15 protein-coding genes are annotated in these 16,748 nt (G+C 72.1%); 7 read left to right on the top strand and 8 right to left on the bottom strand.

All coding sequences use genetic code 11. The annotated features are described in order from the left end of the window. Position 1 precedes the first annotated feature (1 nt). From nadC to BR70_RS20800, 4 genes are read right to left on the bottom strand one after another with little or no spacing between them, the layout of a single operon-like run. Entirely contained in the window at positions 2-925 is a 924-nt protein-coding gene (gene nadC, locus BR70_RS0112175) for a carboxylating nicotinate-nucleotide diphosphorylase (protein WP_027466296.1), read from the bottom strand. Continuing rightward, positions 922-2,670, bottom strand: coding sequence for an L-aspartate oxidase (locus BR70_RS0112170; RefSeq protein WP_027466295.1), 1,749 nt, complete (start codon positions 2,668-2,670; stop codon positions 922-924). The genes nadC and BR70_RS0112170 overlap by 4 nt, the downstream gene beginning before the upstream one ends. A gap of 32 nt (positions 2,671-2,702) precedes the next feature. Next, positions 2,703-3,974: a quinolinate synthase NadA gene (nadA, locus tag BR70_RS0112165; protein ID WP_027466294.1), complete on the bottom strand. Its 1,272-nt coding sequence runs from the start codon at positions 3,972-3,974 to the stop codon at positions 2,703-2,705. An 8-nt stretch (positions 3,975-3,982) separates the two neighbouring features. Next, complete coding sequence (locus tag BR70_RS20800) at positions 3,983-4,690, bottom strand: NUDIX hydrolase (protein ID WP_035808830.1); 708 nt, start codon at positions 4,688-4,690, stop codon at positions 3,983-3,985. Between the two features lie 144 nt (positions 4,691-4,834). Here BR70_RS20800 and BR70_RS0112155 point away from each other — a divergent pair, with 144 nt between their 5' ends. The 3 genes from BR70_RS0112155 (at position 4,835) to BR70_RS0112145 (ending at position 8,121) form a co-directional block, all read left to right on the top strand. Next, the gene (locus tag BR70_RS0112155; RefSeq protein ID WP_035808828.1) at positions 4,835-5,116 is read left to right on the top strand and encodes an acylphosphatase; all 282 of its coding nucleotides are present in this window, start codon (positions 4,835-4,837) and stop codon (positions 5,114-5,116) included. Positions 5,117-5,283: 167 nt separating this feature from the next. Then, a complete protein-coding gene (locus BR70_RS0112150; RefSeq protein ID WP_027466292.1) occupies positions 5,284-6,765 on the top strand; it encodes an MDR family MFS transporter in 1,482 nt (493 codons plus the stop codon). Positions 6,766-6,873: 108 nt separating this feature from the next. Continuing rightward, positions 6,874-8,121, top strand: coding sequence for a D-arabinono-1,4-lactone oxidase (locus tag BR70_RS0112145; RefSeq protein WP_027466291.1), 1,248 nt, complete (start codon positions 6,874-6,876; stop codon positions 8,119-8,121). 143 nt (positions 8,122-8,264) lie between these two features. Here the strand turns inward: BR70_RS0112145 and BR70_RS23615 are convergent, their stop codons facing one another. After that, positions 8,265-8,774 carry a 2'-5' RNA ligase family protein gene (locus BR70_RS23615; RefSeq protein ID WP_027466290.1) on the bottom strand — a complete coding sequence of 170 codons (510 nt, stop codon included), beginning with the start codon at positions 8,772-8,774 and terminating at the stop codon, positions 8,265-8,267. Between the two features lie 181 nt (positions 8,775-8,955). Here BR70_RS23615 and BR70_RS0112135 point away from each other — a divergent pair, with 181 nt between their 5' ends. Genes BR70_RS0112135 through BR70_RS0112125 form a run of 3 tightly spaced genes read left to right on the top strand, consistent with a single transcriptional unit; the run spans position 8,956 to position 11,668 of the window. Beyond that, complete coding sequence (locus tag BR70_RS0112135) at positions 8,956-9,906, top strand: MetQ/NlpA family ABC transporter substrate-binding protein (RefSeq protein WP_027466289.1); 951 nt, start codon at positions 8,956-8,958, stop codon at positions 9,904-9,906. Continuing rightward, on the top strand, positions 9,906-10,997 hold the full coding sequence (locus BR70_RS0112130; protein ID WP_027466288.1) for a methionine ABC transporter ATP-binding protein: 1,092 nt from the start codon (positions 9,906-9,908) through the stop codon (positions 10,995-10,997). Before BR70_RS0112135 ends, BR70_RS0112130 begins: the two co-directional genes overlap by 1 nt. Next, the gene (locus BR70_RS0112125) at positions 10,994-11,668 is read left to right on the top strand and encodes a methionine ABC transporter permease (RefSeq protein WP_017888525.1); all 675 of its coding nucleotides are present in this window, start codon (positions 10,994-10,996) and stop codon (positions 11,666-11,668) included. The genes BR70_RS0112130 and BR70_RS0112125 overlap by 4 nt, the downstream gene beginning before the upstream one ends. Before the next feature lie 595 nt (positions 11,669-12,263). On the opposite strand, the gene BR70_RS0112115 is transcribed toward BR70_RS0112125, so the two are convergent. Both BR70_RS0112115 and BR70_RS20795 read right to left on the bottom strand, forming a co-directional pair. Then, entirely contained in the window at positions 12,264-13,040 is a 777-nt protein-coding gene (locus BR70_RS0112115; RefSeq protein WP_051596881.1) for an endonuclease/exonuclease/phosphatase family protein, read from the bottom strand. A gap of 133 nt (positions 13,041-13,173) precedes the next feature. Then, positions 13,174-14,583: an MFS transporter gene (locus BR70_RS20795; protein WP_035808826.1), complete on the bottom strand. Its 1,410-nt coding sequence runs from the start codon at positions 14,581-14,583 to the stop codon at positions 13,174-13,176. 204 nt (positions 14,584-14,787) lie between these two features. Here BR70_RS20795 and BR70_RS0112105 point away from each other — a divergent pair, with 204 nt between their 5' ends. Continuing rightward, complete coding sequence (locus tag BR70_RS0112105; protein ID WP_051596880.1) at positions 14,788-16,035, top strand: hypothetical protein; 1,248 nt, start codon at positions 14,788-14,790, stop codon at positions 16,033-16,035. 118 nt (positions 16,036-16,153) lie between these two features. On the opposite strand, the gene BR70_RS0112100 is transcribed toward BR70_RS0112105, so the two are convergent. After that, on the bottom strand, positions 16,154-16,645 hold the full coding sequence (locus BR70_RS0112100) for a pyridoxamine 5'-phosphate oxidase family protein (protein ID WP_027466283.1): 492 nt from the start codon (positions 16,643-16,645) through the stop codon (positions 16,154-16,156). Positions 16,646-16,748 lie beyond the last annotated feature (103 nt).

Genomic DNA, 16,748 nt, shown 5'->3' with positions numbered 1-16,748 from the left:
ACTAGTCCCGCACGGGCACCGCGACGTGCTCCGTCGGCACCGCGACGTGCTCGGGCACCGCGACGTCGATGTCGAGCCCGAGGTCGAGCGCCCGCGCCGAGTGGGTGAGCGCCCCGACCGAGATGACGTCGACGCCTGTCGCCGCGATCGCCGCGACGGTGTCGAGCGACACGCCTCCCGAAGCCTCGACGAGCGCGCGCCCGGCGACGATGCCGACCCCGGTCACGAGTTCGTCCGGGGTGAAGTTGTCGAGCATGATCGTGTCGACCCCCGCCGCGACGACGGGTTCGATCTGGTCGATGCGGTCCACCTCGACCTCCACGTGCACGGTGTGCCCGAGGCGCTGGCGGGCCTGGGCGATCGCGTCGCCGATGCCGATCCCGCCGGCCAGGAGCACCGCCAGGTGGTTGTCCTTGGCGAGCACGGCGTCGGAGAGCGAGGTGCGGTGGTTGTGTCCGCCACCGCACCGGACGGCGTACCGCTCGAGTGCTCGGAGGCCCGGCGTCGTCTTCCGGGTGTCGACGATCCGCGCAGCGGTGCCCGCGGCGGCCGCGACGTGGGCCGCGGTGGTCGTCGCGATGCCCGACATCCGCTGGACCAGGTTGAGGGCGACCCGTTCGGCCCGCAGCACGGCCCGCGCCGACCCGGTCACGGTCGCGAGGACGTCGCCCGCCGCGAAGCGCGTGCCGTCGGCGACGTGCACCACGGCCTGGATCGACGGGTCGACGGCGTGCATCACGGCGACGAACACCGCCCCGCCGCTCAGCACGCCCGGCTCGCGCGCGCCGAGGGTCGCGGTCGCGGCCGCCTCCGCGGGGATCAGGGTCTCGCTGGTGACGTCGCCCCAGGGCGCGTCCTCCTCGAGCGCGGTCTCGATCACGCGACGGAGCGCGTGCGGCGGGATGGTGCCGGGGTCGGTGGTCATGCGGGTACCTCCTGCGGGACGGCTGCGGAGCCGTCGGCGCGTTCGTCCGTGTGCTCGTCGGGGTGTGCGTCGGGGTGTGCGTCGGTGTGGTCGGCGACCCAGGCGTACGAGGCCGGGGCGGTGGGGTCGGTGTCGGGGTGGTCGGTGCGGGCGTGCGCCCCGCGGGACTCGGTGCGGGCCTCGGCGGCGAGCGCGACGAGTCGCGCCAGGTCGAGGAGCGCACGGTCCTCGTGCTCGCGCACGCCGCCGCCGGTCGGCGCCGTCAGCGCGTCGAGGTCGCGGCGTGCGCTGGCCAGCCCGACGGCGTCACGGAGCAGCCCGACGCGGTCCGTCATGACGGACTGCACCGCCTGCCGGACGGCACCCACGTCGTCGAGGTGGGTCGCGCCTCCAGGCAGGGTCGGACTGGGCCCACGCCTGCCGGTTCCGGCGCGCTGCGGAGCCTGCGGAGCGGCGTGACGGCCGAGCAGGTGGGGAGAGGCCCGGATCGCGTCGGCCGCTCGGGGCACGCTGGTGACGTGGAGGCCGGCGTCCCCGCGCAGGCGGAGCAGGCCGGGTCGCGGTGCGGCGACCGCGTCCGCTGCGCGGACCGCGAAGACGAGTCCCTCGAGCAGGGAGTTCGAGGCGAGCCGGTTGGCGCCGTGGACCCCGGTGCAGGCGGCTTCGCCGACGGCGAGCAGTCCGGGCAGGCTGGTGCGGCCCTCGGCGTCGGTCGCGATGCCGCCCATCGAGTAGTGCGCGGCCGGTGCGACGGGGACGCCTTCGCGGGTCCAGTCGAACCCGGCGGCGCGGGTGGCCCGGGTGAGTCCGGGGAAGCGCGTGACCAGGAACGCGGCGTCGAGGCCGGTGGCGTCGAGGAGCACGGGTGCGCCGCCCTGGTCGCGCACCGCGGCGGCGATCCCCCGGGCGACGACGTCGCGCGGAGCGAGCTCGGCGTCCGGGTGCACGTCGGTCATGAAGCGGTGCCCGGCGGCGTCGCGGAGGACGGCACCTTCACCGCGGACGGCTTCGGACACCAGGCCGCCACCGGGGACGGCCAGCCGCGTCGGGTGGAACTGGACGAACTCCAGGTCGGCGAGGACGGCGCCGGCGCGCCATGCGGCGGCGACCCCGTCACCGGTCGCGACCAGGGGGTTCGTCGTCTCGCGGTACAGGTGCCCGGCTCCCCCGGACGCGATGACGACGGCGTCCGCGTCGAGCCGGCGGGGTTCGCCGAGCAGGTCGAGGACGTCGACGCCGACGACCACGCCGCCGCGGACGACCAGGTCGGTCAGGCTCGTGCGCTCCAGGATCGTGACGTGTCGGCGGTGCAGCGCCGCGATGAGGGTGCGTTCGATGGCGGCTCCGGTCGCGTCACCATCGGCGTGCACGACGCGCCACCGCCCGTGCGCGGCCTCACGACCGCGGGCGAGGTCGTCGCCGTACCGGTCGAGGGTCGCCGGGTCCGACGACCGGTCGAAGGGCACCCCGAGGGCGAGTAGGTCGCGGACGCGGGCCGGGCCGTCGGTGCACAGGACCTCGACGGCCCGGGCGTCGGCGCTGCCCGCCGCGGCGACGTGGGTGTCGGCCTGGTGCAGCGCCGCGGAGTCGTCGGCGCCGAGTGCCACCGCGATCCCGCCCTGGGCGTACGCGGTGGCGCTGTCGGCGAGCGCCCCCTTCGTCACCAGGGTGACGTCGTGCAGGGCACTGGCGCGGATCGCTGCGGTCAGGCCGGCGATGCCGGAGCCGACGATGACGACGTGCACGGTGGTCTCCCTCGTTCGGTCGGGTCCGCGTCTCAGCCGCGGGGCTTGGCGGCGAGCATCCGCTCGAGCGCCACCTTGGCGTCGGCCTGCACGTCGGCGGGGACGACGATCTGGTTGAGGACCTCGCCGCGGACGAGTGCCTCGAGCACCCAGGCGAGGTAGCCCGGGTGGATCCGGTACATCGTCGAGCAGGGGCAGACGACCGGGTCGAGGCAGAAGATCGTGTGCTGCGGGTATTCGGCGGCGAGCCGGTTCACCATGTTGATCTCGGTGCCGATCGCGAAGGTGGTCGGCTCGGTGGCCGCGGCGACGGTCTTCCGGATCAGGTCGGTGCTGCCGGCGTGGTCGGCGGCGTCGACGACGGCCATCGGGCACTCCGGGTGCACGATGACCTGCACGCCCGGGTGCTCGCGGCGGGCCTGGTCGATCTGGTCGACGGTGAAGCGGCGGTGCACCGAGCAGAAGCCGTGCCAGAGGATGACCTTGGCCTCGAGCAGCTCCGCGGCGGTGTTGCCCCCACCGGGCAGCCGGGGGTTCCACATCGGCATCAGGTCGGTGCTGATGCCCATCGCCTTCGCGGTGTTGCGGCCGAGGTGCTGGTCGGGGAAGAACAGGACGCGCTGCCCGCGCTCGAAGGCCCACTCGAGCACCGTCGCGGCGTTCGACGAGGTGCAGACGATGCCACCGTTCCGACCGCAGAAGGCCTTGAGGTCGGCGGCGGAGTTCATGTAGGTGACCGGGATCACGGGGACGCGACCGTCGGCGTCGGGCTCGGTGCCGTACACCGCCGTCAGCTCCGCCCACGCAGCCTCGACGCTGTCGATGTCCGCCATGTCGGCCATCGAGCAGCCGGCGGCCAGGTTCGGCAGGATGACGCGCTGGTCGTCGCGCGCCAGGATGTCGGCGGTCTCGGCCATGAAGTGCACCCCGCAGAACACGATCGCCTCGGCGTCGGGCTTCGTCAGGGCGGCGTTCGCGAGCTGGAACGAGTCGCCGAGGAAGTCCGCGTGCCGGACGACCTCGTCGCGCTGGTAGAAGTGCCCGAGGACGACGACCCGGTCGCCGAGGGTGGCCTTCGCCCGCTCGATGCGCTCGTGGAGCTCGTCGGTCGGGGCCGTCTTGTACTCGTCGGGCAGGACACCCTGGCGCGGGGCACTCGTCGGGATGACGTCGGACATCGACGACCCCGGGCCGTACCCGGGGCGGGAGTCGAAGTCCCACGTCGGCATCGCGAGGTCGGGCGTGCAGGTGCTGCCGGCGGCCCTGCCGTTGGAGATGAGTTCGATCGTCGTGGCGATGGACACGGGGTTTCCTATCGGTTCCGCTGCTGGTGCTGATCGGCCCCGGTCTGCAGCGGGCCGTTGTCCGCGTAGGCCAGGTCGGGGTTCGAGCGGTACAGCCGGGCCGGACGGTGCCGGCCCCCGCTCGTGGTCTCGTCGGTCGGCAGGACCGCGTCGGTCTTCTCGACCTGCCGACGGAAGTTCGCGGGGTCGAGTGCTCGGCCGAGCACCGCCTCGTACACGCCCCGGAGTTCGGCGAGGGTGAAGCGGTCGCCGAGGAACGCCTGCGCGATCCGCGAGTACGACATCTTGTTGCGCAGCCGCCACAGGGCGTACTCGACGATGCGGTCGTGGTCGAAGGCGAGCGGCGGGTGCTCGTCGGCCAGGAACCACCGGACGTTCCAGTCGTCGGGCACGACGTTCGCCTCGTCCGGGTGCACGAGCGCCCAGTACACGATCGACACCACGCGGCTCGGGGAGCGTCCGACGTCACCGAACGCGTACAGCTGCTCGAGGTACCGCGGCTGGACGTTCGTCGTCTCGCGCAGTCGGGCGGCCGCGGAGTCCTCGAGGCCCTCGTCGTCGCCGACCCAGCCGCCGGGGAGCGCCCAGGAACCCTCGAACGGTTCGGCGACGCGACGGACGAGCGGCATCCACAGCGCCGGGGCCCCGGTGTCGGGGTGCGGGCGCAGTGCGACGATCACGGTGGAGACCGCGACGCGGATGCCTGCTTCGTCCATGGTGAAGATAGTGTCAATCTGACTCGAAGTGTTCGGGTTGGGATGACACTATCACTGCCGACGCGGTGCGCTCGTCACGAGCCGGAAACAGATCGTCACGGGGCCGAAAACTCCCGGGAGGCCGCCGCGGTTAGCGTGGAGGACATGACGACGGTGACGAGGGTGCATGCCGTGGTGTCGGGGACGGTCCAGGGGGTCGGCTTCCGGTACTGGACCGCTCGGAAGGCCGACGGGCTCGACCTCGTCGGCTACGCGAGGAACCTCTGGGACGGCACGGTGGAGGTCGAGGCAGAGGGACCCTCGGTCGCTGTGGACTCGTTGGTCGAGTGCCTGCGCACCGGGCCGCCGTCAGCGACCGTGACCGACGTCACCCTGCGGTCGGTCGTGCCGCACGGGGACGCCGACGGGTTCGCGATCCTGCACTGAGCGGACGTGCGTGGGAGCGGTGCCGGCGCCCGACGTGCTCGGCACCGATCGTTCACCTGCGGATGTCGGAGCGAAGCGGAATAATCGCATCCACTCAGGGAGTTGGCCTGTCTGCGCGTCCTGCGCCACACCCGTTCCACCCGTCGTGACCCACCAGGAGCACCCGCATGACCCAGGCCGTCGATTCCGCCCCCCGCACGGGAAGCGTCTCGCAGCCGTCCGCTGCCGAGACCCGACTCGTGATCGGGCTGCTGCTCGTCTCTGCGTTCGTCGTCATCCTCAACGAGACCATCATGGGCGTGGCCCTGCCCCGGCTCATGGACGACCTGGACATCAGCGCCGCGACCGGCCAGTGGCTGACCACCGGCTTCCTGCTCACCATGGCGGTCGTCATCCCGATCACCGGGTTCCTGCTGCAGCGCTTCAACACCCGACCGGTGTTCGTCTGGGCGATGGGCCTGTTCTCGGTCGGCACGCTGATCGCCCTGCTCGCGCCGGGCTTCACCGTCCTGCTCGTCGGCCGCATCGTGCAGGCCAGCGGCACCGCGATCATGATGCCGCTGCTGATGACGACGGTCCTGACCCTCGTCGACCCCGCGCACCGTGGCCGCATCATGGGCAACATCTCGATCGTCATCTCGGTCGCGCCGGCCATCGGCCCGACGATCTCCGGCCTGATCCTCAACGCGTTCTCGTGGCGCTGGCTGTTCGGCTTCGTGCTGCCCATCGCGATCGCGGCGCTCATCCTCGGCATGGTCAAGGTGCAGAACGTCTCGACGCCACGCAAGGCGCCGATCGACGTCGTCTCGGTCGTGCTCTCCGCCTTCGCGTTCGGCGGCATCGTCTACGGCCTGTCTAGCATCGGCGAAGCCGGCACGACCGGTCCGCTCGTCCCGGTGACCGCCCTGGTCGTCGGTGCCGTCGCCCTCGCGGTGTTCATCGTCCGGCAGACGCGCCTGCAGCGCACCGACAGCGCCCTGCTCGACCTGCGCACCTTCCGCACCCGTGGCTTCACGGTGCCGATCGTCGCGATGGGGCTGAGCTTCATGGCGATGTTCGGCACGCTCATCCTGCTGCCGATCTACCTGGAGCGTGTCCTCGGCCTCGAGGTCCTGCAGGTCGGCCTGCTGCTGCTCCCCGGTGGTCTGCTGATGGGCCTGCTCTCCCCCATCGTCGGTCGCATCTACGACCGCCGTGGCCCGCGCGTGCTGCTCATCCCCGGATCGATCATCGTCAGCGCCGTGCTCTGGGCGCTCTCCACCGTCGGTGTCGACACCAGCGTGTGGTTCGTCCTCGGTGCGCACGTGGTGCTGAGCATCGGCCTGGCCCTGACCTTCACGCCGCTGTTCACCGCGGCGCTCGGTGGGCTGCCCCCGAAGCTGTACTCGCACGGCAGCGCGGTGCTCGGCACGGCGCAGCAGCTCGCCGGTGCGGCGGGCACCGCCCTGTTCGTCACGCTGCTGACGATCGGTGCGGCCACCGCCGTCGAGGGCTCCGGTGCCCGTGGGGTCCAGGTGGCCACCGCGTCGGGCGTCGGTACCGCCTTCATGGTCGGCGCGATCATCTCGCTGTTCGGCATCCTGGCGTCGGTGTTCGTCCGCCGGCCCGAGGTGCCCGAAGGCGCGCCGACGCCCCCGCCCGTGCACTGACCGACGAGCTTCGCGCACTGACCGACGAGCAGGGCCGGACGCCGAACCCGTGACGGGACCGGCGCCCGGCCCGCTCCCGTCTCCGGCCCGCGTGGCAGGGTGGGCGCCATGCGGTCGACGACGAGCGAACTCAACTGGTCCGGCACGGTCACGTACACGGCCGAACGGGTCGTCCGCCCGTCGTCGATCGACGAGGCCGCCCAGGTCGTGGCCGACGCCGATCGGGTGCACGGCCTCGGCACCCGGCACTCGTTCAACGACGTCGCCGACACCGCGGGCACCCTGCTCGACCTGACCGGCATCCCCACCGACCTGGTCGTCGACGCCGAGCACCGCACCGTCACGCTCGGGGCCGGCACCCGGTACGGCGACGTCGCGGCCGACATCGACCGTGCCGGGTTCGCCCTGCACAACACGGGGTCCCTGCCGCACATCTCGGTCGGGGGTGCGGTCGCGACGGGCACCCACGGCTCCGGCACGACACTGGGGTCGCTCGCCACCGCGGTGCGCGCGTTCGAGGTGCTCGGCCCGGACGGCTCCGCCCGGACGGTCGACCGGACGGACCCCTCGTTCGACGGTGCCGTGCTGCACCTCGGACTGCTCGGCATCGTGACCCGGGTGACCCTCGACGTGGAACCTGCCTACCGGATGCGTCAGGACGTCTACGGCGCGATCCCCTGGGAGACCTTCACGGCGAACGTCGCCGAGGTGCACGCCGCCGCGTACTCGGTGTGCGCCTACACGGTGTTCGGCGACGCGATCACCGAGGTCCTGGTGAAGTCGCGCGTGCCCGACGGCGCCGAGGACGTGCCGGTGCCCGAAGCGCTGGCCGGCGCACGCCGCCTGCCCGGCACCGCCGGCGACGACCACCGGACCGCGCGCGACGGCTCGGTCGGCCCGTGGTGGGACCGCCTGCCGCACTTCCCGATCGGGTCCGTCCCGAGCCACGGGTCCGAGGTGCAGAGCGAGCACTTCGTCCCGCTCCGGCACGCGGCGGCCGCCCTCGACGCGCTCCGGGGGCTCGCCGACCGGATCCAGCCGCACCTGCACGTCTGCGAACTCCGGACGATGTCGGCGGACGACCTCTGGCTCAGCCCGACCCAGGGCGAGGACGTGCTCTGCATCGCGTTCACCTGGAAGAAGCACCCGGGCGAGGTCGCCGCGCTCCTGCCCGACCTGGAGTCCCGGCTCGCGCCCTTCGACGGCCGACCGCACTGGGGCAAGATGAGCTCGCTCGACCAGGCGGCGATCGCCGGGCTGTACCCGCGGCTGGCGGACTTCCGCGACCTCGTCGCCCGGGCCGACCCGGAGCGGACGTTCGCATCCGCGTTCGGCGAGCGGGTGCTCGGGACCTGAGCCGGGCCTCCAGGCCGTGCCCCGCGCCCCGCGCCCACGCGTCGGAACCAGGTTCCGGACACGGAACCGCGGGACGGCGCGGTGCGGCGTCCGGAACCTGGTTCGCGGTGCGGGAACGCGCCCGACGCGACCCCCTCCAGCGGTCAGATCGACGTGAACGCGAGCGGCGTGATCGTCCGCGTCTCGCCGTCCCAGTGCCGGACGCCGCCGACGTCGAGCGTCTCCGGCAGCGGCACGGCCCGCAGCGCAGCGACGGCGCGCGGCAGGTCCTCGTCACGAACCCGACGGGCCAGCGTGACGTGCGGCGACCAGTGCCCGGGCAGCGACGTCTCGACGCCGCCGGGGGCGACCGCGTGCACCTCGCCGTGGAAGGTCGTGAGCGCCGCGTCGACGACCACCGCGCGCACGAGGACCGACCGACCGGCACCCGCGGGGAAGAGCAGCAGCCCGCCGAGCCGGATCGAGGTCGGCACCGACGTGCGGAACCCCGCAGGCACGGGCAGGGTGTCCCCGGCGGCCAGGGTGACGTGCGGGGCGTTCGACGGCGACGGGTGCCGGCCGAGGCTCGGCAGGTCCACGTCGATCAGGGCCTGCCAGGCGGACCGCACGGCCGCGTCCGACTCCGGACCGAGGACGAGTTCGATGCTGCGCACGGTCCGAGTCAACCAACCCGGACCGCGAGGTGCCCCGTGACGGTTCAGCGGGCCGCGCACTGGCGGCGATGTAACACAGCGGAACGGAACTCGCCCCGGGGGTGGACCGCACGTCACACTCGTCTCCACGCCGCGGACCACCGCGGCTCCCCCACACGCACGGCCCACGAGGAGCACCAGCATGTCCGCAGCCCCCGCACTGCCCGAGAAGCCGAAGGGCAAGCGCCCGATCGGCTGGATCGTCGCCGCCGCGATCGTCGTCGTGGCGATCGTCGTCGCCGTCATCGTCGGAGCCGTCCGCTCCGGGAGCAACGACGCCGGTGCCGCCGGTGACGCCGCCCCGAAGACCGTCACGATCGGTGTCGCGGACAAGTCGCTCGGCTACTGGAGCACGTACACGAAGCTCGCGAAGGACAAGCTCAACGTCACCGTCAAGCTGACGAACTTCTCGGACTACTCGCTGCCGAACCCCGCCCTCAAGGACGGCCAGCTGGACATCAACCAGTTCCAGCACATCCAGTACCTGGCGGACTACAACGTCACCTCCGACGACGACCTGCAGCCGATCGGTTCGACCGCCGTGTACCCGCTGCCGCTCTACGCGACGAAGTACGACAAGCCGTCCGAGCTGCCCGCGAACGCGAAGGTCGCGATCCCGAACGACTCGATCAACCAGGCCCGTGCGCTCCTGATCCTGCAGGCGGCGGACCTGATCACGCTCAAGGACGGCGGCTCGGCGTTCTCCACCGCGGACGACATCGAGACGAAGAAGGTCGACGTCCAGCCCCTCGACGCCTCGCAGACCGCGAACGCGCTGCAGCAGGGCTCCGTCGCCGCCGCCGTCGTGAACAACAACTTCGCCACCGCCGCCGGCCTGCCGATCTCGGACGCGATCTACCAGGACGACCCCTCGAGCGCGAGCGCCGCCCCGTACGTGAACGTGTTCGCCGTCCGCGACGAGGACAAGGGCAACAAGACCTACCTCGAGCTGGCGGAGCTGTTCCAGGACGACGCCGTGCAGAAGGCCTTCGCGAAGGACCTGCCCGAGGCCGTCGCCCGCGACGAGAGCGCCTCGAAGCTGCAGGACGAGCTCGCCCAGGTCGAGCAGGACGCGAAGGCGGCCAAGCAGTAGTGCCGGTCCTCGTCGAACTCCGCGGCGTCTCGAAGCACTACCGCCGCGCCGACACCGGCGAGACCGTGGTGGCCGTCGAGGACGTCTCCCTGGACGTGCACCAGGGAGAGGTCCTCGGCGTCATCGGGTACTCCGGTGCCGGCAAGTCCACCCTGGTCCGCCTGGTCAACGCGCTGGAACTGCCGAGTTCCGGCACGGTGACCGTCGCGGGCCGCGAACTGACGGCGATCCCCGAGCGGGACCGCCGTCTGGCGCGTCGCAACATCGGGATGATCTTCCAGCAGTTCAACCTGTTCCGGTCCCGCACGATCGCCGGCAACGTCGCGTATCCGCTCAAGGTCGCCGGCGTGCCGAAGGCCGAACGGAACCGCCGCGTCGCCGAGCTGCTCGACTTCGTCGGCCTGCTCGAGCGCGCCCACGCCTACCCGGAGCAGCTGTCCGGCGGCCAGAAGCAGCGCGTCGGCATCGCCCGCGCCCTCGCCGCGTCGCCCGACCTGCTGCTCGCCGACGAGGCGACCAGCGCCCTCGACCCGGAGACCACGTCCGAGGTGCTCGCGCTGCTCCGCCGGGTCAACCGGGAGCTCGGCGTCACCATCATCGTCATCACGCACGAGATGGACGCTGTCCGGCAGATCGCCGACCGGGTCGCCGTGATGGAGCAGGGACGGGTCGTCGAGGTCGGGGACGTCTACGACGTGTTCTCGACCCCGAAGACCGGCGCCGCGCAGCGCTTCGTCCGCACCGCGCTGCACGACCGGCCCTCCCCCGAGACGCTCCGGCGCCTGCGGGACCGCCACCCGGGTCGGCTCGTCACGGTGCAGATCACCGACGAGGCCGGGCTGCAGAACCGCATCGACGCCGCGTTCCGCGCCGCCGGGGTCACCGCCGAGCTCGTCTACGGCGGGGTCGGCGAGATCCGGGAGCGTCGGATCGGGTCGCTCACCTACGAGCTGAGCGACGCCAGCGGCGGGCCAGGCCGGCCAGGCGGTCCCGGCGGGTCGGGCGCGCCCGGTGCGTCCGGCGCCATCGACGCCGCGATCGCCGCACTCCGCGCCGACGGCGTCACGACCGACGAGGAGGCCGCCGCGTGAACAACAACTCGTTCCAGAGCGTGATCGACACGTTCGACGTCTTCCTCGCCGCCATCCGCGACACCATCGTGATGTCGCTGATCTCGCTGGTCATCGCCGGGGTCATCGGCCTCGCGCTCGGCCTGCTGCTGTACGCGACCCGGCCGGGCAACGTCCTCGGCAACCGCACCGCGTACACGGTGCTCAACGTGTTCGTGAACCTGATTCGCCCGATCCCGTTCGTGATCTTCCTCGCGGCGATCGCGCCACTGTCACGGGTCGTCGTGCAGACCACGATCGGTGTCCCCGCGGTGACCTTCGCGATCTCGTTGGCCGCGGCCTTCGCGGTGTCCCGGATCGTCGAGCAGAACCTGCTGTCCGTCGACCCGGGCGTCGTCGAGGCGGCCCGGGCCTCGGGTGCGCACCCCGTGTCGATCCTGCTGACGGTGCTCATCCCCGAGGGTCTCGGCCCCCTGATCCTCGGGTACACGTTCATCTACATCGGCATCGTCGACATGACGGCTCAGGGCGCGCTGATCGGTGGCGGCGGACTCGGCGAGTACGCGATCACCTACGGCTCGCAGCGCTACGACTGGTGGGTGGTCTACGTCTCGGTGGCGGCGATCGTCGTCATCGTGCAGCTCGGCCAGTTCATCGGCAACCGCTTGGCGCGCGCGACGCTGCGTCGCTGACGCGGGCTCGCGGGGCGCCGGTGCACCGCCCTGGAGGCCCGGTGCCGGTCCACGAGACCGGCACCGGGCCTCCGGTGCGTCGCCGCTTCGACGGACGCGCCCAGCGTCGCGCGCCGAACGGTCACGACTCCCCGCTCACCTCCGCCGAAGGTGCACGAACCGTCGCCCGATGCCCCCGCAACCGACAGTTCCCGACCACTCGGCGCCACACCCGCGGCACGTCGAGCAACCTCGGCACACGCCACCGAGGAACCGCCGACGCGCCCGGCAACCGACCGCCGAGCGGTCATGACTCCCCGCTCACCTCCGCCGAAGGCGCACGAACCGTCGCCTGACGCCCCCGCAACCGACAGATCCCGACCACTCGACGCCACACCCTCGGCATGTCGAGCCACCTCGGCACGAGCGGCCGCCGCCCGACGACGCGCACGGCACCGACTGCGAAGCGGTCACGACTCCCCGCTCACCTCCGCCGAAGGTGCACGAACCGTCGCCCGACGCACCCGCAACCGACAGTTCCCGACCACTCGACGCCACACCCGCGGCACGTCGAGCGACCTCGGCACGAGCGGCGAGCGGCAGCGGCAGCGCCAGGTCAGGCGGCGGGAGCCTCGACGGTGGTGACAGCGCCGGTCTCGCCCGGGTGCTCGTAGTGGGCACGCACCAGGATCGGGCGGTGGTCGGAGATGCCGGCCGGCAGGGTCTCGACGCCGGCGATGTGCAGGCCGACGCTCGTGGCGAAGTCGAAGTGGCCGGTGAACTTGCGGTAGCGCAGGTACGTCGGCTGGTCGGACAGCGACAGGGCGAAGCCGTGCTGCTCGATCTTGCGGCGCAGGTTCGTCTGGAACCACGGGTAGTTGAAGTCACCGACCATGACCGCGGGGACGTCCTTCGCCAGCTCGCGCAGGAACTGGTGCGCCGCCTCGATCTGCTTGCGGCGCAGGGAGTTCGTCGCGGTGAGCGGTGAGGCGTGGAACGAGGCGACGACGACCTCGGCGTCGGCCTCGGTGTCGCGCAGGTGCATCGCGATGAGCCGCTCGTGCGCGGGTGCGAGGACCCGGTCGTGCAGCGACTTCTGCAGGGAGTGGATGCTGAAGTCCTGCACCTCGAAGCGGTCGTCACGCTTGTAGATCGCGAGCCCGAGTCGGTTGGTGCGGGTCGACGCGGCGAGCGAGAGGCCGCCGATCGACGGTGCGAGGTCGTTGCTGTCGCACTCCTGCACGCACAGGACGTCGGCTTCGGAGGCCTCGGCCAGTGCGGCGAGCTCGCTGTTCGCGGTGTGCTCGCGGAGGTTGTAACTGACGACACGGAGCTGCGTGGGCTGCACGGTCTGCTCTGATGCGATCGTGCTCTGCTGCTCTGGCGCGGCCATGCTGCCTTCCTGTCCGGGTGTTCCGGTCACCCTGCCGCGGTCACCGTACTCGGGTACCGCGGACGGTTGCTGAGACTGTAACGCCTGCCGGGTTTCGTCCGTGTGACCGTGACGGAAACGGACAGCGGCGGGATCAGGCGCGGACACGGCGGACCGGGCGGACGGTGTCGCCCGCTGTGCGACTCATCAGGATGCCCTCGACGCAGGCGACGACGAGCAGGGCGGCGATGACCCAGAACGCGGCCGCGTACGGTCCGTCGCCGCCCAGGCCGGAGGCCGCGCGGATGACCACGGCGGCGACGGCGACACCGAAGCCCGCGGCGGTCTGCTGCAGCGTCGACGACAGTGTGTTCGCGGGGGTCATGTCGGCCTGCTCGACGTCGGCGAAGGCGATGGTGTTGTACGCCGTGAAGCCCACGGAGCGGGCTGCGCCGCTGACGACGAGCAGCACGGCGAGCAGCCAGAACGGGGTGTCCTCGGTCATGAACGCCATCGCGACCACGGTCAGCGCGGCGACGGCCGACGACACGATGATCACCGGGCGGTAGCCGAACCAGCGGAGGAACGGGGTCGTCATCGGCTTGATGCCGAGGTTGCCGACGAACACCCACAGCACCGCGGACCCGGCGAGCACGGCGCTCCAGCCCCAGGCATCCTGGAACAGCAGCGGGAGCACGAACGGCACCGCGGACACCGCCAGGCGGAACAGGCTGCCGCCTGCGTGCGACACCCGGAAGGTCTCGAGTCGGAACGCGTCGAGCCCCATGATCGGGTGCGGAGCCCGGCGGAAGTGCCGGATCGCGAGCCAGCAGCACACCGCGCCGAGGACCCCGGAGACGGCGACCGCGGTGACCGGGACGACCTCCAGCGCGAGCAAGGACGCCATGACCACGAGCGAGCCGAGCCCGACGCAGGCGAGCAGCGACCCGAACCAGTCGAACGGCACGCGCTGCGCCGCACGCTCCTGCGGCACGAGCACCAGGGCGGCGACGAAGGCGATGACGCCGAGCGGGATGTTGATGAGGAAGATCCAGTGCCACGTCAGCGTCTCGACGAGGACCCCGCCGATGAACGGCGCGATGATCGGTGCGGCGAGGGCCGGCCAGGTCAGGATGGCGATGGCGGTGACGAGTTGTTCGCGCCCGGCGCTCCGGAGCACGACGAGGCGGCCGACGGGCACCATGAGCGCCCCACCGAGGCCCTGCAGGATGCGCCACAGCGTCAGCTCGACCAGCCCGGTGGACAGCGCGCACAGGGCTGACGCGATCGTGAACAGCGCGATGGCCCCGGCGAAGACCGTCCGGGAGCCGATCCGGTCGGTGAGCCAGCCGGACACCGGGATGAACACCGCGAGCGTCACGAGGTACGCGGTGATGGCGACGCCCACCGCGGCGGAGTCGACCCCGAGGTCACGCCCCATGGCCGGGGCGGCGGTCGCCAGGATCGTGCCGTCCAGGAGTTCCATGAAGAAGGTCCCGGCCACCAGCACGGCGACCGCCGTGCTGCCCGTCCGTCGTCTGGGTGTCGTCGCCGTCGTCGTCATCGCCCACCGAGACTATGCCCGCGGACGTCCGCGCCGTCACGGACGGGCCGCCCGCCGGACGCCGCACCGGCCGCCCACCGGGCGCGACGCCGCGCGCACGACGCGGGACGGGCCTCCAGGCGCGGTTCCGGGCGATCCTCATGCTCGGGCCGACTACCCTGGCCGGGTGCCGACCCGACCACCCGAACGCCGAGGACCTCGCGCGTGAGCCGCACCGACAGCGCCGGCGTGGTCGCCGCGGGCGTGGCCAGCGGCCGACGACGTGTCCTGGACACCGTGGCCTCCCTGCCGGCGTGGGCGGCGGTCCTGCTCGTCTGGACGGGCGGCCGGGTCCTGTCGACCCTGTGGCTCGCGCTCGCCTACCCGCTCATCGATCGTGCGCTCCCGGGCAACGCGATCTGGGGCAACGAGCACGGGTTCGGCGCCTTCCTGGTGGCGTGGGACGGGCAGTACTACGAGCAGATCTCGCTGCACGGGTACCCCGACGCGCTGCCGCTCGATGCCGCCGGCAACGTCGCGCAGAACGCCTGGGCCTTCCTGCCGGCGTTCCCCTTCACGATCCGGGCGCTGACCGCCTCGACCGGGGTGCCGTTCGAACTCGGCGCCCCGCTCGTCGCGATCGTCGCCGGACTGCTCGCCACCTACCTGCTGCACCGTCTGGTGCGGGACCGCGCCGGGCACGCCGCGGCGATGTGGGCGGTCTTCTTCTTCAGCTGCGGTCCGCTGTCGTTCCTGCTGCAGGTCGGGTACGCGGAGAGCATGTTCCTCGCACTGTCGTTCGGGGCGCTGCTCGCCCTGGAACGTCGGCGCTACGGGCTCCTGACGGCACTCGGCGTCGCCGCGGCCTTCACCCGCCCGGGCGCCCTGGCGATCCCGCTCGTGCTCGGTGTCGTCGCACTCGTGCGGTGGGTCCGTGCACGGCGCGAGACCGGCCGGGTGTTCGAGGGCTTCCCGCTCCGCGAGCAGGTCCGGGTCGTCGCCGCGGGGCTGACCATGGTCCTCGCCGGGCTCGCCTGGCCGGTGATCGCCTCGCACGCCACCGGGACACCGAACGCCTACCTGGAGACCGAGATGTCCTGGTGGGTGAACTTCATCGGCCGGGTGGACTTCGTGCCGCTGACGCCGTGGTTCCTGATCGCGGGCCGCTGGCTCGGCGTGGGCGGGATCCTCATCGTGGTGTTCCTGCTCGTCACCTACCCGATCTGGTTGCTGCGCCGGTCGACGCTGCGGCTCGGGCCCACGACGGTGCTGTACTCGGCCGCGTACGCGCTGTACATCTTCGCGGTGTCGCTGCCGATGGCCTCGACCCCGCGGCTGCTCATGCCGCTCGCGCCGCTGTTCGGGTCACCCGAGCTGGTCGCGAAGCCCTGGATGCGGTGGACCCTCGTGACGGGCGCGTTGGCCGGGCAGCCGGTGCTGGTCGCGGTGCTGTGGCTGCTCGGCCCTCCGTGAGCGGCTGACGCGCAGCCTCAGCAGGCACCCGCCCCGACACGACGCCGCCGTCCGAACAGGACGGCGGCGTCGTGCGTCGTGCGTCGTGCGTCGCGCGTCGCGTCTCAGGCGTCGCGCCTCAGAGCTCGATCGTGCCGTGGTCGCCGGTGTCCGGCTGACTCTGCTTGCCGAGCGCCGCCTTGAACATCTGCACCAGGCTGCCGACCGGACCGGTGTCCTGGGTCCAGTACTCGACCGAGACCCCCTCGACCGTCAGCAGCCGGATCGACGGGTCCTGGCGGCCCTCCGGGAACCAGGCCTCGGCGAACGGGGACCACAGCTCGTCGACGACCGAGTCGTCCCGGGTCACGGTCGCGGTCCCGGCGATGGACAGGTACCCGCCCTGCGACTCGATCGAGACGTTGACGTGCGGGTTCCGCGCGATGTCCTCGACCTTCTCGCTGCCGTCCTGCACCAGGAACCGCAGGGTCCCGTGGAACGTCTTGTCCTGCACCGCGAGGGGCCTGGCGTGCAGGTTCCCGTCCTCACTCACCGTGGTGAGCAGTGCCGTGTGGGCGCCGTGGACGATGTCCGAGATGGCGGCGCGCTGGTCCGTCTGTGTGTCGGTCATGGTGCTCCTTTGCGTCATGCGCCCCGCTCCGCTCGACGTGCGACCGTCGGTGCACGGGGCCGTACCGTTCCGACCAGTGTGCCCCTCCGGCGCTGGACGCGTC

It is taken from the genome of Curtobacterium sp. UNCCL17 (assembly GCF_000686685.1).
GTDB lineage: Bacteria > Actinomycetota > Actinomycetes > Actinomycetales > Microbacteriaceae > Curtobacterium > Curtobacterium flaccumfaciens.
Note: the sequence above shows the minus strand (reverse complement) of the source record. Positions and strands in the feature narration are given on the sequence as shown.